This window comes from Saccharothrix deserti (assembly GCF_009769385.1).
In the GTDB taxonomy this organism is placed as follows: domain Bacteria; phylum Actinomycetota; class Actinomycetes; order Mycobacteriales; family Pseudonocardiaceae; genus Actinosynnema; species Actinosynnema deserti.
This window is the reverse complement of the sequence record NZ_VKAB01000027.1, coordinates 120,691-137,357: the sequence shown is the minus strand read 5'-3', so window position 1 is coordinate 137,357 and position 16,667 is coordinate 120,691. Positions and strand designations below refer to the sequence as shown.

The following is a 16,667-nucleotide window of genomic DNA, read 5'->3' as shown; positions in this document are numbered from 1 at the left end:
CGCCCCTCTTCGGATCAGGCGAATTCGTGAACGTCAGGCGACCTTGTAGGCACGGATCACGGTGTGCTCCAACGCGTTGCCGTTGCTGTCGGTCGCCTTCACCCGCACCGAGCCGTACCCGGCCGCGTTCGGGTTGGCGATCGTGGCCACACCGGCGGCCACCGGCACCGGCGTCCACGTCGTGCCGTCGTCGAACGACACCTCGACGTCGATCCGGTCCACCCGGCCGTTCGGCGCGCCTTCCTGCTGCTGCACGGTCAGCGGCACGCGCAGCGCCTGGCCCTTCGGGGCCGAACCGGCCGCGTCCAACTCCGGCGTGAACCGGACCACCGACAACGGCAGCGGCACGTACTCGTCGCCGGACGCCGTGTCGGAGCGGAACGTCCACGCGGCGCTCACCTTCGTGGCGAACTCCGACGTGCCCGTCGCCCGCACCGCGTCGGTCTCCACCCGGTACGCCGCCGCGCCCGCGGGCACCTCGAACAGCCCGTTGGCCGCGTACGTCGTCTCGCCGACCTTCGTCCCGTTGCGCAGCAACGTGGTCCGGGCCGAGGAGACCGCCGAGTTGCCGCCGTTGCCCGCCCGGTCGGTGAACAGCGGCAGCGCGAAGCTGATGTCGTCACCGTTGCGCGCCAGGTACGGCGACCGCGACTCGGGCAGCGCGGGGGAGAACACCGGGTCGTTGAACCGCTCGTCGTGCTTCCCGCCCCGCTGGTAGGTGCGCTCCGGCGAGGTCAGCGTCGTCTCGACGGAGCCGTCCGCGCCGAACTGCAGGAAACCCCAAGACCACGCCAGATCCGTGGTGACCCGGTTGATCGCCTCACCCGGCGACGCCACGTCCGGCAGCCACGCCCAGCCGCCGACACCGCCCGCGGTGATCGGGTTGCCGCCGTGGCCGAACTTGCGGCCCGCCGGTCCGGGGCCGAACGTCGTGCGTACCTCGGCCAGATCGGCCGCGGCAGGCTCCCGCACGAACCCGGTGGGCAGACTGCCCTGCTGCGACCAGGCGAACCGGTAGGTCACCGGCTTGTCGCCGTCCGGTGCGCCCCGGAACTGCGCGCCGAGCAACGCGGTCACGTCGCCCGCGGCCAGTTCCGGACCCACGTGCGCGATGGACACGTTCGGGCCGAACCCGCCGAGGAACGCGGTGCTCACGCTGGCCTGCCGGTCACCGTGGCTGCGCACCACCGTGACGTCGCCCAGCGCCTCCTCGGCCGCCGCTTCCGGCGCGGTGATCTTCAACGGCTTGGCCGTGCGGGCGTCGAACACCACCGTGGTGTCCGCCGTGACGCTCAGACCCGGCCGGGGCAGCAGCGCCAGCCGCGTGTCGTCGGTCTGCACGTCGGAACTGGTGAAGTACTCGCCCTTGGGCAGCCGCAGCGTGAACGAGCCCTCCGCGTCGTAGGGGAAGACGAACGTGCTGTTGCTCATCCCGATGATCGACGTGTAGTAGTCGGTCGCGGGCGCGCCCGAGCCGTCCAGGAAGCTGAACGCCACGTCGTAGCTCTCCACCTCCCGGTTGACGCTGAGCGCGGTGCGCAGCGGCGTCGGACCGCCAGTCGCCACCACCGAACCGACGTACAGGCCGTCCGCCGAGCCGAACCTGGTGTCGGCGGTGACCGCGGCCGCCGCCTCACCGCCCGCCGGGACGGTCACCTTCGCCGGGGACACACCGATCAGGCCCGCCGGCGCCGACCCGCCGTCGGGACCCTTCACGTCGGCGGTCAACGTCAGCGTGATCGGCGCGGTGCCGTCGTTGCGGTAGGTGACGGTCTTGGTGATCGGGGTGTCGTCGTCGTGCGGCCACCTCTGCAGACCCAGCGCCAGGCTCGGCGGGGCGGCGGTGACCGTGGTGGTGATCGCCTTGGCCAGGTCCACCCGGCCCGCGCCCTGGTCGAACGCGGTCAGCGCCGGGTTGTTCTTCGCCGACGCCACCAGCGCCGCCTTGATCTGCGCGCCCGACCAGTCCGGGTGCTGCTGCGCGATCACGGCCGCCGCGCCCGCCACGTGCGGGGTCGCCATCGACGTGCCGGACATGGCCACGTGGCCGTCACCGACCGGCGTGCCGACGGTGCCGCGGCTCGACTTCGCGGCCACGATGTCCACGCCCGGCGCGGTGATGTCCGGCTTGACCGCACCGTCACCCACGCGCGGGCCCCGGCTGGAGAACGGCGCGATGCCGTCCTGCCGGTCCACCGCGCCCACGGTCAGCGCGGCGTCGGCGCTACCGGGCGAGCTGATCGTCTCCGGGCGCGAGTTGTTGCCCGCCGCGATCACGAACAGCGCACCGGTCCGCGCGGACAGCGTGTTGACCGCTTCTTCCAGCGGGTCGATCTCGGCCGTGTCACCACCGCCCAGGCTCAGGTTGATGACGTCCGCGCCCTGCTCGGCGGCCCACTGCATACCCGCCACGATCGCCGACTCCTGGCAGCCCGCCGCGACGCACACCTTGCCGTCCAACAGGTCCGCGTCCGGCGCGACACCCTTGTACTTCGTGCCGGAGCTCGCGATGGTCGCGGCGACGTGCGTGCCGTGGCCGACGCCGTCGCCGTTGTCCGGGTCGTCGGTGAAGTTCTTCTCCGCGACCTCGTGGCCCGCCAGGTCCGGGTGGCCCTGGTCGACACCGGTGTCCAGCACGGCCACCTTCACGCCCTTGCCGGTGTGCCCGGCCTGCCACGCGGCCGGCGCGCCGATCTGCGCGGTGGACCTGTCCAGGCTCGGCCGGCGCAACCCGTCCAGCCACACCTTGCGCACGCTCGCCCTCGACACGAGCGTGCGCCAGGTGTCCGCCGCCTCGGACTTGACCACCTGCGCGGCGTACGAACCGACCGCGGGCAGGGGATGACCGACGCGCAGACCGGCGGCTGCCGGCTCCTCGTCACCGGTCACGATCAGGGGCAGGTTGTCGCGCCCGGCGTCGTCGTAGCCGGACTCGATCAAGCCGGTGACGTCGAACAGCCTCGGGTCGAGCCGGCCCTGGGAAACCGCTTTCGCCGCGTCGCGCGGCACGACGTGCAGGTGACCGTCGCGCCGGTAGCTGTGGAACACCGTGCGTTCCCGCCCCGGCGCGGCGATCAACGCGTTCACCTCGTCGCCGAGGAGCACCACCTTGTCGCCGGTGATCAGGGTGACCTCGTGGTGCTCGCCCCCGGTCGACGGCGGGCCGTCCTCCGCCCCCGACACCCCTGGACTGCTCGCGGTGAGGCCGGCCGCGATCAGCACGGCCCCCCACGTCATGCCACGCCAACGTTTGCTCTTCAACTCTCGAACCTCCCGGTGAGGTGCCGCGCATGGCGGGACGCGGCCGGAAGGGCGTAGCTACCCGCGGTCGCGGCGGATTTACCGGGAGCGACGTTGCCCTTGACCTCACCGACGCTAGAGGTTTGGTGGAGGACCGACAGCCGCTGATTGGTCGGTAGTTTCTTGACCAATTCAGCCGAGTGAGCGGTTACCTAGCGTTCGGTCACTGAGCCGTCGGAACCAACTGAGATACCTGCCTGCGGCCCACCCGCTGGGCAGTCCGGACCGTTGGGGTAGACCATTTCGGGGCTCACCGCGATCTGGCGGTCGACCAGCACAGATCCGGATTGGTCTAGCAGGCGCACGGTCGCCGTGACGGGCCTGGCGGGCAGCTCCGGGAGGTTCGCGAACCCGGTCATCCCTTCGGTCGGCTCGGTGCGCGCGCCGCACGAGTCGTCCGGGTCGGTGCCGGTGCAGGTGGTCGAGGCGACCTTGCTCGACGGGTGCAGCTCCAAGGCGGGGGTAGCACAGGACGTGTCCCAGCAAACCTCGATCGTCCCCGAAACAACTTCGGGGTGTGTGACGTCCACGCTCACACCCACGGGTGTGCCGATCGCCGTGCAGGGCACACCGTCGCCCGCGTTCGTCGAGCCGCACGCCGTCGCCAATAACAGCACGCCCAGGCCCCAGATCCGTTTCCACATGTCCCTCTGACGGAACCGGACCATGATCAGGTTGCGCGTCGCCACCAACGCTTCTTCGGTGCGGTCGACTCGCCCCGGGCGACGGCCCACTCGGCGAACCGGGCGGCGTCCTCGCGGAACCGCGTGCCGACCTCTTTGGGGTGGGCACGCGCGTAGGCGTCGAACAACGGCCGGAACCGCTCGCCCAACTCGGCGGCCACGTCCGGGCGCAGCATCTCCACGATTCCGCGCCGTTTGTTGAGCAGCGCGCGTTTCTCAATACGCACCCGCTCCTCGTCGAACCCGGCGGGGACTTCGCCGTCGGCGAGCAGCGCCCGCAGCAGCTCGGCTTGAGCCGCGCCCAACCGGTCGCGCTGAGGCTGCGTCACCCCAGCACCGCCCGGATCGCGGCCAGTTCCCCGGCCAGTTCCGCGTCGGCCGGGTAGTCGTCGTCGCGTTCCAGCAGCACGCCGGGCGGGTCGACGCGGGCGCGGAGCTGCGCGAGGACGTCCAGCACTTCGGGGATGACGGCGTGGGCGTGCGTGTCGTGGTAGACGCCCTGGTGCTCCTCGCCGCCCGCTACGTGGACGTAGGCGAGGCGTTCCAAGGGGATCTCGTCCAGGAAGCGGGACACGTCGGTGCCGAGGTTGCGGGCGTTGGCGTAGAGGTTGGCGACGTCGATCAGGAGGTGGCAGTCGGTGCGGTCGACCAGTTCGGCGAGGAACTGGCCCTCGGTCAGCTCGCCGTCCGGCCACTCCAGCAGCGCGGCGACGTTCTCCAGCGCGAGAGGCACCGGCAGGTCTTGTCGGGCGGCCTTGACGTTGGCGACGAGGACGTCCAGCGCGTCGCGGGTCCGGGGGAGCGGCATGAGGTGCCCGGAGTCCAAGCCGCCCGCGCGCACGAAGCAGACGTGATCGCTGACCAGCGGGGCGTCGAGTGCTTCGGCGAGGGCCGCCAGGTGCGCGACCCTTTGCGCGTCTACGGGTTCCGCGCCGCCCAACGACAGCGAGACGGCGTGCGGCAGCACGGGTACGCCGCGTTCCCGGAGCAGCAGAACGGATTCCGGCAGGTGCGAGACGTGCAGGTTCTCCGCGACGACTTCGACGAAATCGACGCCGGGCAACTGCTCGACGGTGAGATCGATCTCCGGCCGCCACCCGATACCGACACCCAGCTTCTCCACGAGCCACCCGCCTTTCCCACCGCTACCGCGCTGATCGTCCGGCCTCGGTTCAGTCACCCCCACCGCCGCCACCGCAACCGCCCCCGCCGCACGACGAGCCGCCGCTGTCCGAGCTGCCGCTGTCACTCCCCGAGCTGCTGGTGGAGCAACCGCCGCATCCGCCGGAGTCCGGCCCGCTCCCACTCGTCCGCCGCCGCAAGGTCGCCGCGGCGGACGGCTCGATGCCCAGCACAGACCACACGTAGCGACGCTCGACCCGGCCCAGCAGCCCGTAGGCCGCCACCAGCACGAGCCGATCCGACGACACCGTGGCCTGCCGCAGCCGCCGCACCGCGAGACGTCCGGCGCCGGTCAGCGGACGCCTCGCCCGTCCGAGCACGAGCGACACCAGCAGCGCACCCACCACCGCACCGCCGGCCACCGCGAACGGCAGGTCCAGCGCGATCTTCGCGAACACCGCGCCCACGGCCGCGGCCACCACCAGCTGCCGTGCCCGCCGCACCGCCCGCCGTCGACCGGGCGAGACCACCAAGCCCCGGGAGATCAGGTGCTGCCGCAGCGCCTGCGCCTCGGCGCTGTCCGCCGTCACGCTGATGAGGTCGCCCAGCGAACGCGGCACCGAGCGGAGCACGCAGGCCTGGAGCGGGGTCCGCGCGCGGCCGTGCCCCTGCACGCCGCTGACCAGGCCCTCACGCGAGATCCGCAGCGCGCCCGCATCGAGCAGCGCCACCACCGCGACCTCGGCCGCCCGGCCCGGACCGCCGGCCAGGAAGGCCTGCTCCTCCGGCTCCAGCGCGTTCTGGCCGAGCGCGTTCTGCCCCGAGCCGTTCTGCCCCGAGCCGTGCCGGCCCAAGCCGTGTTGGCCCAGCCCTGCCTGCCCGTGCCCGGCGTGCCAGGGCTCAGGCGTCGAACCCACCGAAGCCGGCGTCCAGGAATTCGCCACCGTCATCGCCCTCCAACCCGTCGCCCACCAGATATTGGCTGGCCAACCACCCACCCGCGAACCACCCGCCGGCCACCAGCCACCCGTTGCGGCGCTGCCAGCGCTGCGGTTCGACCACCACGGCACGCCTGCGCCGGGGGAGCGGTCCCTGTGACGTTTCCGCAGGTGCGATCGGTTCCGCCCGTTCGCCGTCGAACACCGCCGTCTCCGCCCGTGCCGACCCCCTGAACGGCACGGGCGGGACGGCGGTGCGCGTCAGGCCGTAACGGGCGGTCACCTCGGCCGGGTCGACCGGGGCGAGGCCCGCCGTGGCCTCCTCGTACGCCCGCGCACCCCTCCTGGTCAGGACGGGCGGCGGACCCAACAGCAGCAGAACCGCGAGCCCACCGGTGACGGACAGCGCGGTGACCGTCTCCCACCCGCCAGGACCCGCGAACACCGCCAACACCGCGAGCAACACCAGCGGCACGAGCGCGAGCACCGCCCGCACCAGCCGCCGGCGCGGCGCCACCAGCAGACCACCCGCGACCAGGCGTTGCCCGATCCGCCGGGCCGGACCGCTGGTCGCCGCGCCGACCACGAGTTCGTCCAGATCCCGAGGCCGGTCGAGCCGGGCCAGCACGACCGCCTGCAACGCGGTCACCGGCTGCTCCTCACCGGGCACCGCCGCGACCGTCGAACCGGACACCCGCGCCCGGTTCTCGGCCACCAACCCCGCCACGGCCACCTCGACCGCCCGCACCGGCCCGCCGCCGAGGTAACCGATCTCCTCGAACGTCAGGGGCCGATCGGGCACGGCGCCGGCGACCCGCTTGAGCCGCAGACCGACCACCACCGCCGCGACGAGCGCCGGGCCGTACCACCACAGGAACGTCATGGCGTCACCCTAGGAGCCATCAGCCCGGACGCCGCCGCGATCGGGAAAGGCCGGAAGGAGCCGATCAGCTCCCGCCGCCACCGCCGCAGCCCCCACCGCCACCGCCGCCGCCGCTGCTGCTCCCACCGCTGCTGCCGCAACTGCTGCCGCCGCCCCCGCTCGTGGCGATGAACGCCCCGGCCGAGTGCGAGCCACCGGAGTTCGCACGACGCGTCTGCGGGCGCACCGCGGCGCGCAGCACGACGTTCGGGTGCGCGCTGAAGCCGTTGAGAGCAACCAGCTCGGCGTCGTTCGCCGAGCTGGTCCCTCCCCACCCCCCCGGTGAACTCGCCTGCGCGAGCTTTCGCCACCGCCTTACGGCCCTTCGCGGTGCGCGTCAACGGATTCGCCTTCAACAGCAGCACGATCAGCACGCCGGTCAGCACGAGCTGGAGCGTCAACCACCCCACGGGCGCGCCGATCGCCAGCCCGTTCACCCAACGCAGGAGCCCGACGGCGAGCAGCAGCGCCATCGGCACGACGCCCACCCGCAACCGCGACTTCGCCCGCTCCGGCGTGACCAGGTAGTCCATTTCGGACAGTCGACGTCCGATCGCCCGCGGCGCGTCCTGCTCCGACACCGAGGTGATGAGCAGCGTCGACGTCCGGTAGCGGTAACGGTTCACGTCGGCGAGCACGGCCTGGTCGACCGGGTGGTCGGCCACCGGCGATCCGACGATCCGCACGGCCCCGTTGCGGGCCGGCACCAACGCGCCGGACGAGATGAGACCGGCCACGGACGTCTCGACCACCCGTCGTGGTCCGCCGGTCAGGTAGGCGATGTCCAGCAAGGTCAAGTCGAGCGCACCCGCGGGGGCGCCTCCCCGCGTCCCCCGCAGGCGCACTCGAACCAGGATCGCGAACGCCAGCGACACGGCCAACGCGATCCAGTACAACTCAAGGAATTCCGGGCCTGAAAGCCCCCACGGTCGCTCCACGGTCCACCCCCTGTGGGCCTCGGTGGAACCAGGTCCACCAGCTGAGGAGGCAATCGTGTGCTTCAGGCCACACCCCAGCAAGAGGGCTTTAGCAAGCCTTAGGGTTCCGACCGGGTGATGTCACCAGGACATCAGGAGGACGACGCGCCGTCCACGCCGCCGGAGCCTTCGCCGTCAGTGCCCTTGAAGATGCGCATGATTCCTCCTGGTGTGGATACCGTCATCATTCGGAGTAGCGCGTTCAGTCTGCTTGACCGGAAGGGTTTTCGACCAGACGCAAACTCACCGAGTTGATGCAGTAGCGCTGGTCCGTCGGGGTGTCATAGCCCTCACCCTCGAAAACGTGCCCGAGGTGGCTGTGGCATGTGGCGCACAACACTTCCGTGCGGACCATGCCGTGGGTGCGGTCCTCGCGCAGGATGACCGTGTCCCCGGCCAGCGGCGAGAAGAACGACGGCCAGCCGCAGTGCGAGTCGAACTTGGTGTCGCTGCGGAACAGCTCGGCCCCGCAGGCGCGACACTCGTAGACACCCTCGGTCTTCGTGTCGGTGTACTCGCCGACCCAGGCGGGCTCGGTGCCGGCGTCCCGCAGCACCGCGTACTCCTTGGGGGTCAGGATCTCCCGCCACTCGAGCTCGGAGTGGACCACCTTCGGGGTGGCGCCGACGACAGGTTCCATACCTCCACGTTAGTCGAACGCGTCGGCAGGCCGTCGGTCGAAGAAGGCGGGGGCGGCCGAAGAAGGTCAGTCGAAGAAGACGGACACCAGATCGCCCAGGTAGTACCAGATGCTGACCGCCACACCCAGCAGGATCAGGCTCACCACCACGACCGCGGTGAGCCGGCGCAGACCGCCCGCGCGGTTCGCCGAGTCCGCGAACTGCTCGACGCCCGCCAGCGAGCCCTCGACCGTGAAACCGGGGGGCTGCCGCTGCATCCGGTCGAGGTGCTCGGCGAACGCCCTGGTCTCGGGGTCGTCGGGGTCGAGGCCGATCAGCTCGTCGTCGATGCCGCCCTGCGGGCGTTCGTCCGGTGCGTCGTCGGCTCTGGCGCTGGCCATGGCTTCAGCGTAATGGGCGGTTCAACCGGATGGCAGACTCAACCCACCAGGACTGGGGACGGCTTGATGGCGCCCACCGCCCGACCGTGGCCGAGCACGGGGAACGTGGCCAGCTCGTCCGGCGCGCCGACGCCGAGCCTGCGCAACGCGGCCACCAGCACCACGGCCCGCGCGCGGCTGGAGCCGTCGGCGATCTTGCACGCCACGGCTTCACCGGTCGGCAGGCCGATCGCGTAGACGCCCTCCGCGCCGTCCTTGGCCACCGCGCCGGGGATCGCCCGCATCAGCTTCGTGACGTCGCGGTTCGTGCCGCCGACCCACTCGGGGTGGCGGTTCATCGCCTGGGCGATCCGCCGCTCCGGGCCGTCCGCGGCACGTGCCAGCGTGCTGAACGCCCTGGCCAGGCCCTTCAGGCTGATGCCGAACAACGGCGCGCCGCAGCCGTCGACGCCCTCCGCGCCGATGCGCTCGCCGGCCAGTTCCTCCAGGGTGTCGCGGATGGCGTTCTGGAGGGGGTGGGCCGGGTCGAGGTAGTCGTGGGTCGACCAGCCGTTGACGACGCAGGTCGCGAGCATGGCGGCGTGCTTGCCCGAGCAGTTCATGTACTCGGGGGCCTTGGTGCGGCCTGCCGCGAGGTGGGCTTTGAGGGCGTCCTCGCCGATCGGCAGGTCGGGGGTGCACTGGAGGGCGTCCTCGGCCAGGCCGTGTGCGCGGAGGATGCGGTGGACGCCGTCGATGTGGAAGTCCTCGCCGGAGTGGCTGGCGCAGGCCAGGGCCAGCAGCTCGTCCTGGAGGTCGAGGCCGTGGCGGAGCATGGCCAGCGCCTGGATCGGCTTGTTGGACGAGCGCGGGTAGGTGATGTCGTGCGGCCGGCCGACGGTGAGCACTTCCCGTCCCGTCCGGTCCAGGGCGATCACCGAGCCGTGGTGCACGGACTCCAGGAACCCGCCTCGCCAGACCTCCGCGACCAGTTCGTGTGCCATGCGTCCCTCCCTGCAGCGCTGTCAACTGTCGACAGTTAACATCGTGTCGTCGTTCGGCGCTAGGAGACGTTCGTGACACCTCCCCTGCACATGAGCTTGGCCGGTCAGACCGTGGACGTGCTCCGCGAGCTGGTGCTGACCGGCGAGATCCCGCCCGGGGCGCGGGTGAACGAGGTCGAGCTGGCCCAGCGGCTGGGCATTTCGCGCGGGCCGCTGCGCGAGGCGATCCGGCACCTGGCGTCCGAAGGGCTGCTGGTGCTCGCGCCGCACCGGGGCGCCTCGGTCCCGACGGCCGACGCTGCCGACGTGCAGGCCCTGTTCGAGCTGCGGGCGGCACTGGAATGCGCGGCGGCGGAACTGGCGGCCTCCCGGCGGACCGACGCGGACGTGGTGCGGCTGCGCGCGGTGTGCGAGGAGTCGCGGCGGGCGTACTCGGCGGGTGAACGCTTCCCGTACCGGTTGGACCTGGCGTTCCACCAGTCGTTGCTGGACGCGGCGCGGAGTCCCCGGATCGCGGAGCAGGTGCGGTTGGTGCAGCAGCGGGTGGTGTTGCTGCGCAGCGGGCTGCGGGACGACCCGCCGCACCAGCAGGCGTCGTTGGACGACCACGACGCCCTGGTCACGGCCATCGCCGCCGGCGATCCGTCCCGTGCTTCGGACGTGATGCGCAAGCACCTGGCCCGCGTCTGCGCCCAGATGCTCACCAGCCTCGGCTGACCGGCCGGGTACCGCGGGTCAGTACGTGGCCAGGTGGTCGAGGAGGTGGAGGGTTGTCTCCTCGGCTGCCTCCTCGGGCACGAAGTGGCCTGCCTCGGGCACCACGTCGAACCGGTACGGGCCGGTTGTCCACTGCGCTGTGTTCCGGGCCGTGTCGGGGGAGACGACCTTGTCGTCCTCACCCCACAGGTAGCGGGTGGGCACGGGAACCGGCTGGTAGGCGTCGGTGAAGTCGTTGGCGCGGTACCAGTTCAGGGCTGCCGTCAACGCGCCCGGTTCGGTCAGCTTCCGCACGTACTGCGCCACGCGTTCCGGCGGGATCGCGGACGGCCAGCCGTCGCGCAGCCACGCGGCGTTGTCGGCCAGCAGGACGCGTTCCGCCTCGCCGGGGTCGCGCAGGTGGTCCAGGTGCGACCACCTGCGCCGCTGGTCCGGGTCGGTGCGCAAGGCCTCGGCCAGGGCGCCCGGGTGGGGTGCGGACACGGCCGTCAGCGTGCGCACGCGCAGCGGGAACCTCGACGCCGTGATCCACGCCGTGATCGCGCCCCAGTCGTGCCCGACCAGGTCGAACCTCGTCCACCCCAGCGCGTCCGCGATCTCGACCACGTCCCGCACCGCGTGGTCCAGGCCGTAGGCGGCCACCGGCTTCGGTCGCACGCCCGGCGAGTAGCCGCGCAGGTCCGGTGCGACCGCGCGGTACCCGTGGGCGGCCAACGCCCGCAGCTGGTGTGACCACTCGATCCCGCACTCCGGCACACCGTGCAGGAGCAGCACCTTGCGACCGGCCGCGGGACCGGTCGCGATGGCGTCGAACGTGCCTGCCGGGGTCGTGATGCGGCGACGCGTCAGGTCGGACTCGAAGAGCGCGGGTCGTGATCGCATGCACTCATCGTGCTCGGACGGTCGCGGTCAGTCCCTGGTGTGCGCTCCCGGAGGGCGGGTGGGGGCAGCCCTACCCTCAGCCGAGTGTCCCGGTCACCTTCGCGTGGCCCTTGAGCAGGTTGCGGGCGATGGTGCGGCGCTGGATCTCGTCCGTGCCCTCGTAGATGCGCAGCAGCCGCAGTTCCCGGTACCAGCGCTCGATCGGCAGTTCACGCGTGTAGCCCATGCCGCCGTGGATCTGGAGGACCCGGTCGACGATCTCGTTGGCCTTGATGCCGCCGTAGAGCTTGGCCATGCTCTGCGCCTGCCGCGAGTCGGCCTTCTGGTCGACCAGCCACGCGGCGTGCAGCACGAGCCACCGCAGCGCCTCGATCTCCACCGCCGAGTCGGCGATCATCCACTGGATGGCCTGGTACTCGGCGATGGGCTGACCGAACGTCACCCGGTTCTTGGCCTGCTCGATGGCCATCTCCACCAGCCGTTCGCACGTGCCCAGCGCACGTGCGGGCAGCAGGTAGCGGCCCTGGCCGATCCACTGCATGGCCAGGTGGAAACCGCGACCGACCTCGCCCAGCACGTTCTCCTCGGGCACGCGGACGTTGTCGAACACGAGCGCGGCCGGACCCCACTGGCCCATGGTCGGGATCGGCTCGGACTTCCAGCCCATGTCCCGGTCGACCAGGAAGCACGTGACGCCGCCGTCCGCGCCCTTCTCGCGGTCGGTCACCGCGAACACCATCACGAAGTCGGCTTCGTTGCCCTGGGTGATGAACGTCTTCTCGCCGTTGATCACCCACTCGCCGCCCTCCTTGCGGGCGGAGGTGCGGATGGCCTTCGCGTCCGAGCCCGCGCCGGGCTCGGTGATCGCGAAGCACGACACGCGCTCACCGGAGATGGTGGGCAGCAGGTAGCGCTGCTTCTGCTCCTCGTTGGCGTGGAACAGGATGTTGTCCGCGTAGCCGCCGAAGCGGAACGGGACGAACGTGCGGCCCAGTTCGGCCTCCAGGAGCGCCGTCATCAGCGCGCCGAGGCCCATGCCGCCGTACTCCTGGGGCGTGAGCACGCCGAAGAAGCCCGCCGCCTTGGCCTTGTCCTGGAGTTCCTTCAGCTCGTCACGGGTCAGACCGGGCTGTCCCAAGCGCTCGCGGCGCAGCACCTCCGGTTCCAGCGGCGCCACCTCCTTGCGCACGAAGGTCCGCACCCAGTCGCGGATCTCCTTCTGCTCCTCGTCGAGCGTGAAGTCCATGCAGTCCTCCTCTATGCGAACGCGTTGATGCCGGTCAGCGCCCGGCCGATGAGCAATTTCTGGATCTGGCTGGTGCCCTCGTAGAGGGTCGTGACCCTCGTGTCGCGCAGGTACTTGCCCACCGGGTACTCGTCGATGTAGCCGTACCCGCCGAAGACCTGGATGGCGTTGTTCGCCACCCGGACGGCGGCTTCGCTGGCGTAGAGCTTCGCCATGGACGCCTCCGTGCCGAAGGGTTCGCCCCGGTCGGCGAGGTCCGCGCACCGCCACGTGAGCAGCCGGGCGGCGTCGGTTTCCACCGCCATGTCGGCCAGGAGTTCCTGCACGAGCTGGAAGCCCGCGATGGGCTTGCCGAACTGCTCGCGTTCCTTGGCGTACTCGAGGCTCGCCTCCAGTGCACCGCGCGCGGCGCCGACGCAGCCTGCGGCGACGGACATCCGGCCACGGTCGAGGGACGCCATGGCCAGCTTGAAGCCCGCGCCCTCGTCGCCGAGGCGGTTCTCGTCGGGGACCCGGACCTGGTCGAGGGTGAGTTCGGCGGTGGCCTGGCCGCGCATGCCGAGCTTGCCGTGGATCTCGGTGGCCCGGAAGCCGGGCGAGTCGGTCGGCACGAGGAACGCGGTGATGCCCTTCGGGCCGGGGCCGCCGGTGCGGGCGAAGACCAACGCCACGTCGGCCCACGTCCCGTTGGTGATGAACACCTTCCGGCCGGTGATCAGCCAGTCGTCGCCGTCGCGGACGGCTTTGGTGGCCAGGGACGCGGCGTCGGAGCCGGTGCCGGGTTCGGTCAGGCCGAAGCAGCCCAGTCGACGGCCCGCGCACAGGCCGGGCAGCCAGCGTTGTTTCTGCTGGTCGGTGCCGTGTTTGAAGATGGTCTTGGCGACCAGGCCGAGGGAGACGGAGATGATGCCGCGCACCGCCGAGTCGCCTCGGGCGATCTCCTCCAACACCAGGCAGTAGGCCAGGTTGTCGCCGCCGGAGCCGCCGTGCTCCTCGTCGATGCCCAGGCCGAGGAAGCCGACCTCGCCGAGGGCGGGCACCAGCTCGCGGTCGATGGCCTCGTCCCGGTCCCAGCGCGTGGCGTGCGGGACGATCCGCTCCTCGGTGAACCGGTGGGCGAGCTCCTTGAGCTGCCTGTGTTCGTCGGAGATGCGCAGATCCACCGGGTGGCCTCCTAACCGAACGGTGTTAGGTTATCTAACCTAGGCGCGGAGACGACCACAGGCAAGGGGAGCGGACATGCCGAGGAACCCCATCCTGAGTGCCTCGCGCATCCGGACCGCCGCACTCCACATCATCGACCGGGACGGGCTCGACGGCCTGTCGATGCGCAAACTCGCCGCCGAGCTGGGTGTTCAGGCCGCGTCGCTGTACGGGCACGTGAGCACGAAGGACGATCTGCTGCACGAGGTGGCGGCCGGGATCCTGGAGAAGGTCGACGTGTCCGGGTTCGAGAGCGGCGACTGGCGGCAGGGCCTGCTCAGCTGCGCCCGTTCCTACCGGGCGGCGCTGGCCGAGCACCCCAACATCGTGCCGTTCCTGGCGTACGGGCCGGCGCACCGCGAGGCGTCGCTGCGCCGGCTGGACGTGGTGCACGGCGGGCTGGTGTCGGCGGGGTGGTCGCGGCGGGAGGCGACCATGATCGCGGCGTCGTTGCTGTACCTGGTGTTCGGCGCCGCGCTCACGTCGTTCTCCAGCGGGTTCTCCGAGGACCAGGCGTTCTACCGGGACCGGTACCCGAACCTGGACAAGGCCCACCTGCTGACGTCCGTGGCGCGGGAACTGGACCACGACAGCTTCGAGTTGGCGCTGAACGCGTTCGTCACCGGGCTGGCGGCGCGAGTGCCTGGGTGAGTCGGTGGTTCGTTGGTTAGGCTCGCCCACGTGGCCCAGGCTGTGGAACTGAACGTCGGCGAACGCGTGGTGCGGGTGTCGAACCCGGGCAAGGTCTACTTCCCCGAGCGCGGGATCAGCAAGCTGCAGGTGGTCGAGTACTACCTGGCTGTCGCCGAACCGCTGCTGCGCGTGCTGCGCGACCGGCCGACCACGTTGAAGCGGTTCGTCGACGGGGTGACCGGGGAGGCGTTCTACCAGAAGCGGCTGCCCAAGGGGGCGCCCGAGTGGGTCGAGACGGCGCGCGTCAAGTTCCCGTCCGGGCGGCCGGCGGACGAGGTGTGCCCGACCGAGCCCGCGGTGCTGGCGTGGGCGGCGAACCTGGGGACGTTCGACTTCCACCCGTGGCCCGTGCGGCGGTCGGACACCGATCGACCGGACGAGCTGCGCGTCGACCTCGACCCGCAGCCGGGCACGGACTTCCGGGACGCGGTCGAGGTCGCGATGGTGCTGCGGGAGGTGCTGGACGAGCTGGGGTTCACCGGGTACCCCAAGACGTCCGGCGGTCGGGGCGTCCACGTGGCCGTGCGCATCCGGCCGGAGTGGGATTTCGTGGACGTGCGGCACGCCGTGATCGCGCTGGCGCGCGAGGTGGAGCGGCGGGCGCCGGACAAGGCGACCACGTCGTGGTGGAAGGAGGAACGCGGCGAACGCGTGTTCCTGGACTTCAACCAGGCCGCCCGGGACCGCACCATCGCGTCCGCCTGGTCCGTCCGCGGCACCCCGCGCGCCACCGTGTCGACTCCGGTGACGTGGGAGCGCCTGTCCACTGTGGACCCGGACGAGTTCGACGTGTTCACCGTGCCGAAGTACTTGGCGGACAACGGCGATCCGCATGCGGGCCTGGACGACGAGGCGTTCGGCATCGAGACCCTGCTGGAGTGGTACGAGGCCGACGACCGAGGCGAAATGCCGTACCCGCCGGACTACCCCAAGATGCCCGGCGAGCCGATGCGGGTGCAGCCGTCGCGTAAGAAGGCCGACTGACCCGATATTCGCTCGCGCCGGATCGGGGAGGCGATCTAGCGTCCCGCGCGTGAGCTTCCCGGCGGCGGTTACCGAAGAGCAGTTCGACGCGCTCGACGACGAGGCGTTGCGGCCCGGTGTGGGGGCGTTGTGCGCCCACCTCGGGGTGTCCGGTGACGTCGAGCGGTTCGTGGACGGGTCGTTGCCGGTTTACGCGGTGGGGGATGGGCATGTGCTCAAGTTGTTCCCCACCGTCCACCTGGACGAGGTGGCGATCGAGCGGGACGTGTTGGAAGCCGTGCGGGGGCGGTTGCCGGTGCCGACGCCCGGGTTGTACGCGGCCGGTGAGTTCGGTGGGTGGGGTTATGTCCTCATGGAACGCCTGCACGGCGAGAGCCTGAAGGACGTGTGGCCGCGACTGGACGAGGACGCGCGGCAGGACGTGTCACGGCAGGTCGGTGAGGCGTTGGCCGCGCTGCACGACGTCACGCCGCCGGAGTTGGAGCCGGGCGACTGGGCCGAGTTCGTGCGGGTCCAGCGGGACGGGTGCGTCGAACGGCAGCGGAGGCGGGAGCTCGGGGCGGAGTGGTTGGAGCAGATCCCCGACTTCCTGGACGGTGTGGACCTGGGGCGACCCGAGTTGGTGCTGGCGCACACCGAGGTGATGAGCGCCCACCTGCTCATCGCCGACGGACGGCTCAGCGGCCTGTTCGACTTCGAGCCCGCCATGCGCGCCGCCCGCGAGTACGAGTTCGTCGCCACCGGCGTCTTCCTCACTCGCGGTGACCGGAAGGCCAACCGGGCGTTGCACGACGGGTACGGCCGCACGGTCGACCCGCGCAAGGTGCTCGCCTACACGCTGCTGCACGTCTACTCGAACCTGCCCTGGTACCTGCGCGAGGTGCCGACCCGGGCCAAGACCCTGGACGAGTTGGCGGACCGCTGGTTCGGGCACTGACTTTGCGCCAACCGGCTGTTTCCGGCCTCGGTTCAGCCGCGATCCGACTGGTCCTCTCG

Annotated in this window: 17 protein-coding genes; 4 read left to right on the top strand and 13 right to left on the bottom strand. The window is 71.2% G+C overall.

Features of this window, described 5'->3' with window-relative positions:
* Window positions 1-33: 33 nt before the first annotated feature.
* The 10 genes from FM051_RS35885 to FM051_RS35840 all read right to left on the bottom strand — a co-directional run bounded on the left by FM051_RS35885 (window position 34) and on the right by FM051_RS35840 (window position 9,946).
* Complete coding sequence (locus FM051_RS35885; protein WP_158842748.1) at window positions 34-3,237, bottom strand: S8 family serine peptidase; 3,204 nt, start codon at window positions 3,235-3,237, stop codon at window positions 34-36.
* A 215-nt stretch (window positions 3,238-3,452) separates the two neighbouring features.
* Entirely contained in the window at window positions 3,453-3,989 is a 537-nt protein-coding gene (locus tag FM051_RS35880) for a hypothetical protein (RefSeq protein ID WP_158842747.1), read from the bottom strand.
* Complete coding sequence (locus FM051_RS35875) at window positions 3,971-4,312, bottom strand: SCO6045 C-terminal-like domain-containing protein (RefSeq protein ID WP_158842746.1); 342 nt, start codon at window positions 4,310-4,312, stop codon at window positions 3,971-3,973. Before FM051_RS35875 ends, FM051_RS35880 begins: the two co-directional genes overlap by 19 nt.
* Complete coding sequence (locus FM051_RS35870) at window positions 4,309-5,106, bottom strand: MbnB/TglH/ChrH family RiPP precursor modification enzyme (protein WP_158842745.1); 798 nt, start codon at window positions 5,104-5,106, stop codon at window positions 4,309-4,311. Before FM051_RS35870 ends, FM051_RS35875 begins: the two co-directional genes overlap by 4 nt.
* A 49-nt stretch (window positions 5,107-5,155) precedes the next feature.
* On the bottom strand, window positions 5,156-6,022 hold the full coding sequence (locus tag FM051_RS35865; protein WP_158842744.1) for a TIGR04222 domain-containing membrane protein: 867 nt from the start codon (window positions 6,020-6,022) through the stop codon (window positions 5,156-5,158).
* A complete protein-coding gene (locus FM051_RS35860; protein WP_158842743.1) occupies window positions 6,006-6,926 on the bottom strand; it encodes a TIGR04222 domain-containing membrane protein in 921 nt (306 codons plus the stop codon). The genes FM051_RS35865 and FM051_RS35860 overlap by 17 nt, the downstream gene beginning before the upstream one ends.
* Window positions 6,923-7,903 (bottom strand): TIGR04222 domain-containing membrane protein, encoded by a 981-nt coding sequence (locus FM051_RS35855; RefSeq protein WP_158842742.1) that lies wholly within the window; start codon window positions 7,901-7,903, stop codon window positions 6,923-6,925. Before FM051_RS35855 ends, FM051_RS35860 begins: the two co-directional genes overlap by 4 nt.
* Window positions 7,904-8,144: 241 nt before the next feature.
* Window positions 8,145-8,582, bottom strand: coding sequence for a peptide-methionine (R)-S-oxide reductase MsrB (gene msrB / locus FM051_RS35850; RefSeq protein WP_158842741.1), 438 nt, complete (start codon window positions 8,580-8,582; stop codon window positions 8,145-8,147).
* A 66-nt stretch (window positions 8,583-8,648) separates the two neighbouring features.
* Window positions 8,649-8,963 carry a hypothetical protein gene (locus FM051_RS35845; RefSeq protein ID WP_158842740.1) on the bottom strand — a complete coding sequence of 105 codons (315 nt, stop codon included), beginning with the start codon at window positions 8,961-8,963 and terminating at the stop codon, window positions 8,649-8,651.
* 38 nt (window positions 8,964-9,001) lie between these two features.
* Entirely contained in the window at window positions 9,002-9,946 is a 945-nt protein-coding gene (locus FM051_RS35840; protein ID WP_158842739.1) for an asparaginase, read from the bottom strand.
* A 72-nt stretch (window positions 9,947-10,018) separates the two neighbouring features.
* On the opposite strand from FM051_RS35840, the gene FM051_RS35835 reads away from it, so the two are divergent.
* Window positions 10,019-10,663: a GntR family transcriptional regulator gene (locus FM051_RS35835; protein ID WP_158842738.1), complete on the top strand. Its 645-nt coding sequence runs from the start codon at window positions 10,019-10,021 to the stop codon at window positions 10,661-10,663.
* A gap of 18 nt (window positions 10,664-10,681) precedes the next feature.
* Here FM051_RS35835 and FM051_RS35830 read toward each other — a convergent pair whose 3' ends face one another.
* From FM051_RS35830 to FM051_RS35820, 3 genes are all read right to left on the bottom strand, one after another.
* Complete coding sequence (locus FM051_RS35830) at window positions 10,682-11,545, bottom strand: alpha/beta fold hydrolase (protein ID WP_158842737.1); 864 nt, start codon at window positions 11,543-11,545, stop codon at window positions 10,682-10,684.
* Window positions 11,546-11,621: 76 nt separating this feature from the next.
* Window positions 11,622-12,791: an acyl-CoA dehydrogenase family protein gene (locus tag FM051_RS35825; RefSeq protein ID WP_158842736.1), complete on the bottom strand. Its 1,170-nt coding sequence runs from the start codon at window positions 12,789-12,791 to the stop codon at window positions 11,622-11,624.
* 11 nt (window positions 12,792-12,802) lie between these two features.
* Window positions 12,803-13,954: an acyl-CoA dehydrogenase family protein gene (locus tag FM051_RS35820; protein ID WP_158842735.1), complete on the bottom strand. Its 1,152-nt coding sequence runs from the start codon at window positions 13,952-13,954 to the stop codon at window positions 12,803-12,805.
* A gap of 76 nt (window positions 13,955-14,030) precedes the next feature.
* Here FM051_RS35820 and FM051_RS35815 point away from each other — a divergent pair, with 76 nt between their 5' ends.
* The 3 genes from FM051_RS35815 to FM051_RS35805 are packed head-to-tail and all read left to right on the top strand — an operon-like array spanning window position 14,031 to window position 16,608.
* The gene (locus tag FM051_RS35815) at window positions 14,031-14,645 is read left to right on the top strand and encodes a TetR/AcrR family transcriptional regulator (protein ID WP_158842734.1); all 615 of its coding nucleotides are present in this window, start codon (window positions 14,031-14,033) and stop codon (window positions 14,643-14,645) included.
* 30 nt (window positions 14,646-14,675) lie between these two features.
* The gene (gene ligD, locus FM051_RS35810) at window positions 14,676-15,671 is read left to right on the top strand and encodes a non-homologous end-joining DNA ligase (RefSeq protein WP_158842733.1); all 996 of its coding nucleotides are present in this window, start codon (window positions 14,676-14,678) and stop codon (window positions 15,669-15,671) included.
* A 49-nt stretch (window positions 15,672-15,720) separates the two neighbouring features.
* Window positions 15,721-16,608, top strand: a complete 888-nt coding sequence (locus FM051_RS35805) for an aminoglycoside phosphotransferase family protein (RefSeq protein ID WP_158842732.1) — start codon at window positions 15,721-15,723, stop codon at window positions 16,606-16,608.
* Window positions 16,609-16,667 lie beyond the last annotated feature (59 nt).